The organism is Marinobacter halotolerans, assembly GCF_008795985.1.
Lineage (GTDB): Bacteria > Pseudomonadota > Gammaproteobacteria > Pseudomonadales > Oleiphilaceae > Marinobacter > Marinobacter halotolerans.
In genome coordinates this window covers 241,266-254,140 of the sequence record NZ_VMHP01000002.1, presented here as the reverse complement: position 1 = coordinate 254,140, position 12,875 = coordinate 241,266, and the positions used below count along the sequence as shown (strand labels likewise).

Annotated in this window: 11 protein-coding genes; 3 read left to right on the top strand and 8 right to left on the bottom strand. The window is 57.2% G+C overall.

What is annotated here, in order from left to right; all coding sequences use genetic code 11:
• Positions 1-179: 179 nt before the first annotated feature.
• Positions 180-1,340: an isocitrate/isopropylmalate dehydrogenase family protein gene (locus tag FPL19_RS11470; RefSeq protein ID WP_150912704.1), complete on the top strand. Its 1,161-nt coding sequence runs from the start codon at positions 180-182 to the stop codon at positions 1,338-1,340.
• A 3-nt stretch (positions 1,341-1,343) separates the two neighbouring features.
• On the opposite strand, the gene FPL19_RS11465 is transcribed toward FPL19_RS11470, so the two are convergent.
• From FPL19_RS11465 to FPL19_RS11455, 3 genes are read right to left on the bottom strand one after another with little or no spacing between them, the layout of a single operon-like run.
• Positions 1,344-1,916 (bottom strand): DUF1439 domain-containing protein, encoded by a 573-nt coding sequence (locus tag FPL19_RS11465; protein WP_150912703.1) that lies wholly within the window; start codon positions 1,914-1,916, stop codon positions 1,344-1,346.
• Positions 1,909-2,100 (bottom strand): CPXCG motif-containing cysteine-rich protein, encoded by a 192-nt coding sequence (locus tag FPL19_RS11460; RefSeq protein ID WP_150912702.1) that lies wholly within the window; start codon positions 2,098-2,100, stop codon positions 1,909-1,911. Before FPL19_RS11460 ends, FPL19_RS11465 begins: the two co-directional genes overlap by 8 nt.
• Before the next feature lie 2 nt (positions 2,101-2,102).
• Positions 2,103-3,329 (bottom strand): pyridoxal phosphate-dependent aminotransferase, encoded by a 1,227-nt coding sequence (locus FPL19_RS11455; protein WP_150912701.1) that lies wholly within the window; start codon positions 3,327-3,329, stop codon positions 2,103-2,105.
• A 246-nt stretch (positions 3,330-3,575) separates the two neighbouring features.
• Here FPL19_RS11455 and FPL19_RS11450 point away from each other — a divergent pair, with 246 nt between their 5' ends.
• Positions 3,576-4,556 carry a D-2-hydroxyacid dehydrogenase gene (locus FPL19_RS11450; RefSeq protein WP_150912700.1) on the top strand — a complete coding sequence of 327 codons (981 nt, stop codon included), beginning with the start codon at positions 3,576-3,578 and terminating at the stop codon, positions 4,554-4,556.
• A gap of 12 nt (positions 4,557-4,568) precedes the next feature.
• Here the strand turns inward: FPL19_RS11450 and FPL19_RS11445 are convergent, their stop codons facing one another.
• Positions 4,569-5,645, bottom strand: a complete 1,077-nt coding sequence (locus FPL19_RS11445; RefSeq protein ID WP_150912699.1) for a fatty acid desaturase family protein — start codon at positions 5,643-5,645, stop codon at positions 4,569-4,571.
• A 198-nt stretch (positions 5,646-5,843) separates the two neighbouring features.
• Here FPL19_RS11445 and FPL19_RS11440 point away from each other — a divergent pair, with 198 nt between their 5' ends.
• Positions 5,844-6,635, top strand: coding sequence for a M48 family metallopeptidase (locus tag FPL19_RS11440; RefSeq protein WP_150912698.1), 792 nt, complete (start codon positions 5,844-5,846; stop codon positions 6,633-6,635).
• Between the two features lie 9 nt (positions 6,636-6,644).
• Here the strand turns inward: FPL19_RS11440 and FPL19_RS11435 are convergent, their stop codons facing one another.
• The 4 genes from FPL19_RS11435 to FPL19_RS11420 all read right to left on the bottom strand — a co-directional run bounded on the left by FPL19_RS11435 (position 6,645) and on the right by FPL19_RS11420 (position 12,727).
• A complete protein-coding gene (locus FPL19_RS11435) occupies positions 6,645-7,307 on the bottom strand; it encodes a LuxR C-terminal-related transcriptional regulator (protein WP_150912697.1) in 663 nt (220 codons plus the stop codon).
• 12 nt (positions 7,308-7,319) lie between these two features.
• Positions 7,320-9,266 carry an acetate--CoA ligase gene (acs, locus tag FPL19_RS11430; RefSeq protein WP_150912696.1) on the bottom strand — a complete coding sequence of 649 codons (1,947 nt, stop codon included), beginning with the start codon at positions 9,264-9,266 and terminating at the stop codon, positions 7,320-7,322.
• Between the two features lie 297 nt (positions 9,267-9,563).
• On the bottom strand, positions 9,564-11,102 hold the full coding sequence (locus FPL19_RS11425) for a fatty acyl-CoA reductase (RefSeq protein WP_150912695.1): 1,539 nt from the start codon (positions 11,100-11,102) through the stop codon (positions 9,564-9,566).
• 245 nt (positions 11,103-11,347) lie between these two features.
• Positions 11,348-12,727, bottom strand: coding sequence for an AAA family ATPase (locus FPL19_RS11420; protein WP_225314399.1), 1,380 nt, complete (start codon positions 12,725-12,727; stop codon positions 11,348-11,350).
• Between the last annotated feature and the right edge of the window lie 148 nt (positions 12,728-12,875).

Genomic DNA, 12,875 nt, shown 5'->3' with positions numbered 1-12,875 from the left:
TCCGGTTCAATTTCATCTTCGACTGAATACGATTCAGGTCTTTCGAATGCAACTATAGACACTAAATACAGATCGTAAAATGCCAATCGTGTTAAATCGTGTGGAAACCGAATCTCACAGGACTACACTGAATCACACAATCAGGTTTACGACAGAATCAACGTAAAGGAGTAGCAGGTATGGCAAAGAATTTCCGCATTGCGGTCACACCCGGGGACGGCATCGGCCCTGAAGTTGTCGCAGAGGCGGTACGCTGCCTGGAACTGCTCACATCCCGACACAAGCTGCCGCTGCAGTGGACAAACCTGCCCTGGCCTTCCCACGCTTGGCATGAAAAGCACGGCGAGTCCATGCCGGAAGGCGCGCTGGACCAGCTCAGGGCCTATGACGCCATCCTGCTGGGCGCACTGGGCGACCCCGGCCCGGTTTCCAACCCGAACCGTTACTTGCTACCAGACAGCATTTCCCTGGCGCCGCTGCTGGACATGCGCAAAGGGTTCGACCAGTGGGTGTGCGAGCGCCCGGCGCGCCTTCTGCCAGGTGCGAGGCAATACCTGGCGGACGAGCGGGCAAAAGATATCGATATGCTGGTTATCCGTGAAAACAGCGAGGGTGAATATGTCGGCCAGGGTGGGCGCCTGCGCAAGGGCAAGCCGGACGAAGTGGCCACTCAAATGGAAGTCTTCACCCGCAAAGCCACTGACCGGATTATCCGTTACGGCTTCGAGCAGGCCAGAAGACGCGCCAAAGAGCGCGCAGAGGCGGGCACCCCTCGCCAGTTCAAAACCCTGGACGGCAAAACCTGTGAAAGCCAGGTGTGCGTGATCACCAAACGCAACGCTCTGCGTTACTGGGGTGATATGTACTCCGAAGCCTTCGAGGAAATGGCAAAAGAGTACCCGGACGTGGCCACCCACCATGAACTGGTGGACGCTGCCTGCATGAAATTCGTGCAGGCGCCCTGGACCTTTGACGTGGTGGTGGCCAGCAACCTGCAGGGCGATATTCTGACAGATCTGGCGGCAGTGCTATCCGGTGGTATGGGTGTGGCGCCATCATGCAACCTGAACCCGGACGACCCAGATATGCCCTCCATGTTCGAGCCCACCCACGGCAGTGCTCCGGACATCGCCGGCGAAGGCCTGGCAGACCCCACTGCCATGTTGTTCACCACCGCCCGCATGCTGGACTGGCTTGGCCGCCAGGACCCCACAATAAAGGCCGCAGGGGAGGCTCTGTTTGATGCGGTGGCCGCGGATCTGGCGGAGAACTCGGGGAAGCGTCGTGGAACCCGTGAGATCGGCGATGCAATCTGCGAAAGACTGAACGGGGCCGGGTAACGGCTACTCGGCCATTATGAACTCAATGCGACCCGGTGCCACCCGGATATCCAGTGGCACCATGCCGAACATGCGCTGGGTCGCGTTGCCTTCATCCAGCCGGTACACCGGCATGGTTTCCAGCATCTGGGCAACCACTCGCATCACGTTATCCGTCACCGGCTTGAGATCGCCCTTGAAAAAGGTCGACTCAATGCGGCTGTCCAGCAATTGCAGCCGACGAAGATAGATGGCCTTTTCCTCGCTGTCATAGACCGGCGCGCCCTCAACCTTGAGGTAGATGTCCACCGGCAGCTTCATCATAAGGGCGTTGAGCGATACCTGCCCGGTCAGATCAATCACTGCAACATCCCGCCCGTCCGGTCCCAACGTTATATCTGCATTGCTCAGGGACAGTCCCAGCGGCGAACCATTCTCCAACTGCTGCCGATCAAACTCGGCGACGGCGTCCTGCAAATAACCTTCAATGGTTCCCTCTGATACCGAGTAGGGGGAGAAGCTGGCGCAGCCGCTTGCCACAGCAGCGATGAACACTGATGCGAAAAGCAGGCGCCATTTACGGAATTGTTCAGTCATTTTCGGCCCAGACGTTTACGGTAGGAACCAGGTCTTCATCCAGCACCACGTGAACCACGATGGGCTGGCAGCAGACCTGGCAGTCTTCGACGTATTCCTGATCCGGCACTGATGGGTCCACACTGATATCCAGCATTTCCCAGCAATAAGGGCACTGCACCACTACCGAATCAAGCGCCGACATGGTTAGAACTGCTGCTTCGCCATCCAGGGGATGACGCGGTCAAAGGCTTCCTCCAGCTTCTCGCAGGTGGTGGAGAAACTGATTCTGACAGCATTGGTGCAGTGCTCACCAAAGGCATCCCCCGGCACCATACAGACTCCGGTTTCCTTCAGCATGCGCAGGCAGACATCCGAACCATCCACATGGGGTGGCAGGTCTGGAAACGCGAAGAAAGCACCACCGGGCTTGTAACCGGTCATATAGGGCGTCTGCTCGATCAACTCTACCGTTTTATCCCGACGCTCGCGGTAGATCTGGTTCATGTCCGTGACACACTGCTGGTCACCGGTCAGTGCCGCCACGCCGGCGAACTGGGATGGCGTGTTGGCCACAGACGTGGTGAACATGTGAAAGCGCCGAAGGGATTTGATCGCCGCCTGGCTGGAGATCACCCAGCCGACCCGCAGACCGGCCATACTGTAAGTCTTGGAGAAACTGCTCATGCACATGACGTTGTCCAGGTCCATGGAGCAGCTCAGCACGCTGGCGAAATCATCGTCGTCAAATACCAGGTGGTCATACACTTCATCGGCATAGACCTGAATGCCCCGATAGGCACACTCTTCCATAATGGTCTCTACCGTGCTGCGCGGGTAAACCGCCCCGGTGGGGTTGTTGGGGTTATTCAGGATCAACGCAAAGGTGCGAGAACCCATGGCGCGGATGACATCATCCGGATCCAGCTGGTGGTTGTTCTCCGCACGGGTCGGCACAAACTTCACCTCGCCGCCGTTCATCCGGATCAAAGGCGCATAAAGCAGGAAGGACGGGTCGGTGACAATAAACTGGCGGCCCGGTGCAGATGTGGCGGAAATGGCCAGGTACATGGCTTCTGTTGCACCACTGGTCACCAGAATGTTGTCGCGGGTCAGCTTGCGGTTGTATCGCTTGCTGTAGTAGTCCCGCAACGCAACCAGCAACTCCGGCAAACCGGCGTCCATGGTGTAACCGGTCTGCCCTGCCTTCAGCGCGTCAACATAGGCGTCGATCACGTGGGGTGGAGTGGGCAAATCCGGCTGACCGATGGAAAGATGAATGACATCCTTCATGGTCGCCGCCAGGTTCACCATCCGGCGAATACCGGGAACCGGGACCGCCTGCATGGCAGGATTCCAGCTCGCCTTGGTCTTGCGGTATTTCACTTTCCGCGGCGTCGCCTGATTGGTTTCTTTATTGACGGTTCCGGCCATAAATAACACCCCTTGGGCAGGAATTGGAATAATGAGTCTACTGGCAGGTTAGCCAGTATGATCAGGCCGTACAAGAGATAAAGACCGAAAGATTCCGGTGAGTGGAAAAACCTCTGCAAAAACCGTCAGACCGGGTCTCAGACCTTAGGCTAAGAGGGCTTTTATAAGCTCCCTTCCAGTTGACCCCTGCATGGGTAGATACCAGACTGTAGGCTTGATGCGAGCCGCATTCACAGGGGAGGACAGATGACTCAAAACACCAAGCCGGTTGTAACCGTTCTGACAGCACCCGGGGAACAGGAGCCACCCGGAATGGATGCGCTCAAGGCACGCGCCGAAGTCCGCTTCGCCTGGGACGAGGCCACGCTGAATGACACACTGCCCGGCACCAACGTGATGATGGTGACGGACTTCCGTACCGAGGCTCTGGCTGCGGCCTGGCCCTCCGCTGACAAACTGGAATGGATTCATGCCACCAGTGCCGGCGTAGACGCACTGATGTTTCCGGATCTCATCGAGGGCAATGTCACCGTTACCAATGCCCGGGGCATCTTCGACCGCACCATCGCGGAGTATGTGTTGTGCACTATTCTGATGTTTGCCAAGGACTTCCCGAAATCACTGCGACTTCAGGCTGAGCACAAATGGCAGCACCGGGACACCGAGCGGGCGGAAGGTCAGACCGTTCTGATAGTGGGAGCCGGCTCCATCGGCGGGCAGATCGCCAGGCTGTGTAAAGCCGCCGGCCTCAAACCCCACGGCATTGCCCGCACGCCCCGACACGACGAAAACTTTGTGGCGGTTCACGGCAACGACGACCTCACCGAGCAGCTTGGACTGGCGGATTTCGTTGTTATTGCTGCGCCGCTGACCCCACAGACCGAAGGCCTGTTTGATGCCAAAGCCTTCAGCGCCATGAAAAAGTCCGCGCGGCTGATCAACATCGGCCGTGGCCCGGTGGTAAAAACCGACGATCTGGTGAAGGCACTGAACAACGGCGACATTGCCGGTGCCGGCCTGGACGTTTTCGAAGAAGAACCCCTGCCCGCCGATCACCCACTCTGGGATATGGAGAACGTGATCATGACGGCCCATATGTCCGGCGATTTCATCGGCTGGAAGCGGGCGTTGACCGACCAGTTCCTGGACAACCTGGACCGCTGGCACAAAGGCCAGGAACTGTTCAATCTGGTGGACAAGAAACTGGGATATGCAAGCAAGGGCTGACGCGCCCTTGCTCTAGCCCGCCTTGTACTGCTGCTGTAAAGGCAGCAGATCTACCACTCGGTCAGGCCTGTTCGGGTCCACCAGCTCCGTGGCCGACTGGTAAACCCGTGGCGTTGAATACAGCAGCTTCAGCGCGGTGCCGTGGGGAATGGCCACATAGCGTTCCGGGTAGTTAGCCTCCAACCATTTCCGCATCCGCGGCGCCTTGTTGGACGCCATTTTCGGAAAGAAATGGTGCTCCACATGATGGCTGAAGCGGAAATGCAGACGGTCCAGTAGCGGCCGACTCCGCAGGCTCATGGAGTTATCCAGCGGATTATTGGTCGCCGTTTGTGGCCGCAGGAAATGGTTCGTCAGTATGTAGCCCTGCCCCAGCGCGTTCGCCACCATGAACGGAACCACAACCGTAAAGACCGCCAGCGGCCCCGATACGATCGCCAGTATTGCCCATCCGCCCACGCACATCAGTGACTGAAGAATCGCCTTGCGCCGATTGAATCCCTGGAACTGTTTGCGCTTTCTGGCCTGAAGCCAGAGCACCAGTTGAGCGTGGAAGGTGAACGAATAGAACAGGAAAAGGTAGCTGTACCAGGTGCCTGAACCCGGCGCCAGAAGTGTGAACTTTTTCTGTTTCGGGTCAGCCTGGTACCGGCGCATAGTGCCGAAACTGTCCGGATCGGCGTCGCCCATATTGGTGTTGCCGTGATGGACCACGTTATGCCACTTGCGCCAGAACTCCGGCGGCACAACAAAAGGACCAAACCCCAGCCAGCCAAAGAAATTCTGCCAGCGCTTGCTCATGCCAAGGGCACCGTGCAACACCTCGTGCGCCAGAAACGCCTGACAGCCGATGGTATGCCCCACCAGCACTGCCAGCGCCAGATTCCAGTACCAGGCCAGGCCCGCCGTGAGTATGGTCGTCAGACCACCCCAGGTAAGAAGCTGAAGTGGTAGAAACCAGACAACCCGCCGGGTCTGCGGCTGAAAGGTGTCCGCCGGCAATTCCTTTCGCATCCGGTCCCTGATGGCACGCTCGTCCGGCGCACCGAATGTCGCCACCGTCGGCTCAGGTTGTAAAGCAGCGTTCATGATTATTCCATCCAATATATTTCAGAGTACATATGTGCGCTGAATTTATAGGATGACTGACAATAATACAATGACTTTCATTGCCGTATAGAAAATTAATTTATAGTTTTGAGTACAACTGTAGTTACTTTCCTTTAGCCTTTGGAAATCGCCATAATGTGCGTACTGCCATTGGTCATTCACAAACCGGAGTTAAACTTGAAGTCGCTGATCCTCGCTTTGCTGGCCGTGTTACTCCTGACCGGCTGCCAGGAATCCCCCACCGGCCGGAACAGACTGGCGCTGGTTCCCGAAAACGTTCTGGCCGACATGGCCCAGGACAGCTTTGAGCAGATGAAACAGCAGAACCCCGTCATCTCCGAGCCTGCGATCAACCGCCGGGTCCAGTGCATTACCCGGGAGCTTATAAAAGCCGCGGAAGCCCAATATCCCGGTGCGCCCTTGCCGGAATCCTGGCAGGTGGCGGTTTTCGATAATCCCGCCCCCAACGCCTTCGCTCTGCCGGGCGGTCAGATCGGGGTGCATTCAGGGCTGCTTCGGCTGGCGGAAAACGAAGCCCAGCTGGCGACAGTCATTGGTCACGAGATTGCCCATGTGATGGCCGGTCACGGCAATGAACGCCTGACCCAGCAGATGGGCGTTGAGGCGGTGATGATGGTGGTGGGGCTGTTCGCCGAAAGTGAAATTGCCGAAGACAAGATCCAGCAGGCGTTGGGCATCGGCGCGCAACTGGGGATTACCCTGCCTTTCAGCCGGGCCCATGAAGAAGAAGCTGATCTGATGGGACTGAAAATCATGGCCCGGGCCGGCTTCGACCCGGGTCAGAGTGTAAAGCTATGGCAGAACATGGCTCAGGCTTCCGGCTCGCAGCCGATGGAGTTTCTGTCGACCCATCCCAACCACGACAGCCGGATTGAATCCCTGAAAAACCACATGAGTACTGCCAACCAACTGTTTGGCCAGGCGCAGCCGACGAACTGCGGCGCCTGACGGCCAGCCTTATCCTGACAGCGAGGTATCGGAGGGATCGATTTCCATTTGCTGGATGGCGATCACCGCCTGGGTGCGATTGCGTACGCCCAGCTTGCGGAAAACCGCCGTGATGTGAGCCTTGATGGTGGCTTCCGACACATCCAGATCATAGGCAATCTGTTTATTCAGCAGCCCCTCCGCCAACATGCCAAGCACCCGGAACTGCTGGGGCGTCAACGATGCCAGCTTGTCGGAGAAGTCAGTGGTGTCGGACTGCATCCGTTCCAGTTTGTCGGCAACACCATCGGGCAACCAGACATCTCCTTCCAGGACCGCCTGGATTGCCTTGGTGATGGTCGGCAGAGGCGCCGATTTCGGAATGAAACCCGACGCCCCGTAGTCAATCGACCGCCGCATCACCTGCATTTCCTCTGAACCTGAAACCACCACAACCGGCAGCCCCGGGTACTGCCCCCGCATGAAGACAAGCCCGGAGAAGCCGTGGGCGCCCGGCATATTGAGGTCGAGAAGCACCAGGTCTGCATCGGGATGCGACTCAACCGCTGCCTGTAGCGCCTTGATGCTGTCCACTTCCACTGTTTCAGCATCAGGTACCGCCTGACTGACTGCCTGCTTCAGGGCTGCCCGAAACAGGGGATGATCATCAGCGACGATAATGGATTGTGACATTCAGATTTTTCCTCAAGAGTTTTCACGGCCACTGATCAGATCATCAACCACGCCCGGATCCGCGAGTGTGGAGGTATCCCCCAGTTGATCGTGTTCGTTTGACGCAATCTTTCGCAGAATGCGCCGCATAATTTTGCCGGACCGGGTTTTCGGCAGGCCCGGAGCCCACTGGATTACGTCCGGTGACGCGATCGGGCCGATTTCCTGCCGAACCCACTGCACCAGCTCCTTGCGAAGCTCCTCACTGGGTTCCTCACCGTGAACAAGGGTGACATAGACATAGATGCCCTGTCCCTTAATGTCATGAGGATAGCCAACAACCGCCGCCTCGGCGACCTTGTTGTGCGCCACCAGGGCACTTTCGACCTCGGCGGTACCCAGGCGATGGCCTGAGACGTTCAGCACGTCATCTACCCTACCGGTAATCCAGTAATAGCCGTCTTCGTCGCGGCGGGCACCGTCACCGGTAAAGTACATGCCCGGATAGGTACTGAAATAGGTCTGCTTGAAGCGCTCATGGTCGCCGAAAATAGTGCGCATCTGGCCCGGCCAGCTGTCCAGAATGACCAGATTGCCTTCCGCCTTGCCTTCCAGCTGCTTGCCTTCGTTATCTACCAAAGCGGGCTTAACACCAAAAAACGGTTTGGTAGCGGAACCGGGCTTCAGGTCAGTGGCGCCCGGAAGCGGCGAGATCAGGATGCCGCCGGTTTCGGTCTGCCACCAGGTGTCCACAATCGGGCACTTGCTGTTACCAATGACCCGGTGGTACCACTCCCAGGCTTCCGGGTTGATGGGCTCGCCAACCGAACCCATCAGCTTCAGGCTGTCCCGTTTAGTGCCGTCCATACAGTGTTCACCCTCTGCCATCAGCGCACGGATTGCCGTTGGCGCCGTGTAGAGGATATTCACCTGGTGCTTGTCGACTACCTGACCCATCCGTGAGGTATCCGGATAGTTGGGTACGCCCTCGAATAGTACGGTAACCGCGCCATTGGCCAGAGGCCCGTAAAGAATGTAACTGTGGCCGGTCACCCAGCCAAAGTCGGCGGTACACCAATACACATCGTCTTCATGATAGTCGAACACGTATTCGTGGGTCATGGAGGTGAACACCATGTAGCCACCGGTGGTGTGCAGAACACCTTTCGGCGCGCCGGTAGAGCCAGAGGTATACAGCATGAACAGTGGGTCTTCCGCGTTCATAGGCTCGGCCGGGCAGTCGGTGGAGGCGCCTTTCATCAGGTTTTCGTAGTATTCGTCGCGGCCGTCTTTCCAGGGCACGTCAGCGCCGGTGCGCTTGACCACGATAACCGTGTCCACCTTGGCGGCATCTTCTTTGGTCAGCGCAGCGTCCACATTCTTTTTGAGCGGAATCTTGCGACCACCGCGAACACCCTCATCCGCGGTTATTACGAACCGGGACTTGCCGTTGGCAATCCGGGCACCCAGAGCTTCCGGCGAGAAACCGCCGAACACCACCGAGTGGATGGCACCTATGCGGGCACAGGCCAGCATGGCGACGCCGGTTTCCACCACCATGGGCATGTAGATGGTCACCACATCGCCCTTTTTGACACCCTGACTTTTCAGCACATTGGCAAACTTGCAGGTTTCTTCATAAAGCTCGCGATAGGTCACGTGCCGCGAATCAGCGGGGTCGTCGCCTTCAAAGATAATGGCGGTTTTATCACCGCGCTTTTCCAGGTGACGGTCAAGACAGTTTGCCGCAGCGTTCAGCTGGCCGTCTTCAAACCATTTTATGGAGAGGTTGTCGTAATCGTACGTGGTGTTTTTGACTTTGCTGTAGGGCTTGATCCAGTCGATCCGCTTGCCGTGTTCGCCCCAGAAGGTTTCCGGGTCTTCAACCGACTGGCGGTACATTTCTTCATACTGCTCCTGATTGACCAGCGCCCGTTTTGCAACCTCCGGGCTAACCGGATACACCTGTTTAGCAGTCATAGCACTCCCCTTTTCGATTCAGAGTCAAAGTCTGTCGTAATTGTTGATTATTTTTAGTTCTGAGCGTGCGGGCTCGAAGGCCCTGAAGACGGATGACTCTAGTTCAACACGCGCACCAGTGAACAATGAATTAGACTAACGTACTAATGCGCCGACAGTTTTGGTCAGGACCAGAGTAACAGCTTGCGGGATTTCCTTTGCTTCGGGACCTGCTTTAAGGATAGACGCAGTCCCGGAAACAACAAGGCGTTTGCCGGGCAAGATGCCCGGCAAACTCAGTCGAAGGCAGGGCGATTTTCAGGCCGCTTTTTTGCGAGTTTTTGCGGAGCGGAGGCTGTAGACTTTCCGCTCTTTCAGAGCATAGCGATTCAGACCACCGATATGGATCTTTCGCAGATACAGAGACCAGTCAATCTGGCGGGCATCGATCGGGAATAGCAGACGGTCCAGCTCTCCCATTCTCGAGGCCAGCGCCAGCAATGAATCGTTTCTGAAGATGTAGTCAGGCGCTGTGTAGAATCCAAAAATGGTCGCCAGTGAACGACTGGTGTCCAGGTTCTTCAACATTTTCAGCTCCCGGTTCTGGCCCGTCAGCCGCAACGCCCGATCGGCAAAAGAGAGGGGCACGCGAAGTCCTCCGACCACCATATCGAACAGCCGGCGATTGACCGCGAGAAACGGCTTGGTGGGCTTACGGTAAAACAGCTGCTGGTAATCGTCGTGGTGGTGCCTGGCTTCCGCCATGACATGATCAATGAACTCACCCAACGAGAGTGGGTTGGAACTTCCGCTGCAGCACTGGTAGATGCGCCGTTTACCGGGGACCGCCAGCGCTTCTGCCATAGACAGGATGATGCCGTTGGCGACCAGGTCCACCGGTATCACATCAATGATGCCGCTGCGCTTGCCCGGGAACAACGACACTTTCTCGCGGGCATAGGCAAGGATGATGGCATCGGCCACCTTGACGCCCTCAATCCAGCCCGGCGCCGGCTCTTCCAGGGCGCTCTCGATAATCGACGGGCGCAGGATGGTCAGTGACCGGCCGGCCAGCGCCTTCATCAACAACTGCTCGCCCAGCCACTTGGTAAAGGTGTAGGTATCACTCCAGCCATATTGGTTGGCCTCACGGATACCCAGTTCCACCAGCTTTTTCTCCAGAGCCTTCCCGGAATAGCGGGCCCGAACGTCGGCGATCTTGTCCTCCAGCAGATGTACCAACTCTTCAATCTCGTAGTAGCCGTTGGTGCTGCGGGGAATGGCTTCGCCGGCGGGCTTGATGACGGACTCGGTGACCTGGCCGGAATTCTTGCCATTGACGTAGCAGGTGGACACCTGGATGACGGCCATGTCCGGGTTCAGATCGGCCAGAGCTGCCACGTTGTTGAGGCAGAGCGTGTTGATCTGAAGGGCCTTGTCGAGTTCTTCACGAAAATTGACGCTGGCGGCAGAGTTAACAAAGGCGTCAATGTTGCCGGCCAGCTTTTTGAATGCGGCTGTGTCCATTCCAAAGCGGGGTTCGGTAACCTCGCCGGTTATACAATGGATTCGGGAATCCATGAAGGACTCAAAGGCATCGTTATCTTCGTGCCGCAGGCGATCGAAAACAGACGAGGTGGCAATTTCGTTGAGGAAGCGGCTGCGGGCATCACTGTGATTCCGGTTGCCACGGATCAGCAGGTGAATGCCGCCGATCTCCGGTACTGCCCGGATCAGCTTCTCCAGCACAACCTTGCCCAAAAAGCCGGTAGTGCCGGTAATCAGCACGTGTTTACCGCTCAGTTGCTCCAGAACGCCTGAGGCTGATTCCCCAGAGGTGGTCTGTTTATTCGCCATATCGAGAACTCCATCTCATCCAAATGTGTTTGCAGAAGTATTTGTCCGCGACCGTGCTTCAACGACTGCGGGAAAGGTCAACGCCTGTTCATTCCATGAACTGCATTTTGTAGGCCAATTTTTATACAGACATCATTTTTACACAGGTGCCATGACGGCGCGGTGACACACAGCAAAATTACGCTACAAAAATCGTTAATAAAATGACGTATTTCTACAGACATTCCGAAACCGCGCGATATTGCTCAGTTTCGGTCCCTGTCGTCTCTGGAGAGGGATCGCAGAAGCTGATCCAGCGTGATGTCGGAAGGCTGTTCCTTCAGGGCCCTGATCAGGCGGCTCTGCTCGCCAAAGCTGATGCGATCGTAGTAGGGCTCCTGACGCGAGGATGCGGCAGGTGGTGTCGGCGCTGACGCCCTGGCGGCAGCTGAAACCGGCTCGACCTCCCTGGCAAGATGGCGCAGGTGGGTCGCGAACTGGCGGCGCTGATCCTGGTTGAGATTTTCCCACGGCAGAGAGGCCAAACCGGTCTGAAGGATTTCAACCGTGTCCTCATCCATGGTGCGCCCCAAGAGTGCAAAAAACCGGTTAAACGCCTCATAACGCAGCAATGATGCATCGCCACTGGCGGCGATCAATTCGCTCAGATCCCCGATCAGTCTCTGGCAGGCCTGAATATCCGATTCGGCAACCGCCTCGGGCTCGGATGATGTCGGAGCGGACTGGGTGCTTGCTGAAGGCTCCGATCCAGCTGAAGGCTCTGATACAGCTGAAGGCTCTGCCACCTTGCCCTTGCCGGACACCCTGTACCAGTAGGCGGCGACACCTGCCTTCTTGGGAGAGATCTGCCGGAAGCGCACATTCAGCATGTCCGAGAGACTGCGGAACTGGCGGCAGGAGGGATCGGATTCGGGCAGCAGCGCCACAGGACGCTGATTAAGAACAGACTGGCGGAGGGTTTCATCCCGCCAGATACCGCCCAGATAATGCAGCGAAATGCCAAGGTGTCGCTGGGCCGCCCCTTCAAGACGCTGAAAAACGGTTCGCGCCTGACTGGCTCCCTGGGCCATATTCACCAGAATGCTGGGTGTACGGCGGTAGCCTCGGCGAATCAGCAGCTTGATCAGTGAAAACGCATCGGTCAGTGAAGCCGGATCCGGCGTGACCACCACGCAAGCCAGTTCCGCCGCTGCAATCATGTGCATACCAGTGGCCTGAAGGCCGGAGGCGGTATCGGTGATCACATAGTCATAGCGCTTTTCAAGTTGAGACAGTGCCTTCAGCACCCGCAGGCTGTCTGCAGCCTCCATATCAACGCACTGGTCGACCCCGGAGGCGCCGGGAATAATATGAATGCCATATTCCGCCGTCATTATGACGTCTTCCAGCGAACTGGTACCGGCCATCACATCAGCTAGTGTACGTTGCGGGTAGCGCCCCAGCATGATGCTGACATTGGCAAGGTCCGTGTCGCCGTCCAGCAGCAGAACTTTCGACCCGTCGCGGGCCAGAGTCAGTGCGAGGTTCAGCGCCACAGAGGTTTTGCCCACGCCGCCCTTGCCACCGGTAATGGCCAGCGTCCTGGGCTGCCTGCGAGCCTGTGGGGCTGAAGTGCGATCCGTCATGAGTCCCTTTTGATCAGCGAGCGAGTCCATAGCCTTTGCTTTAATAAACCAAACTGGAGTATTCAAAACAGTGTACCCGTAACGATTGAAAGACTGTAGCCAAACGGGCCCCATAAACATTCAAATAAACGGTCGCAAGCGGAAAAAA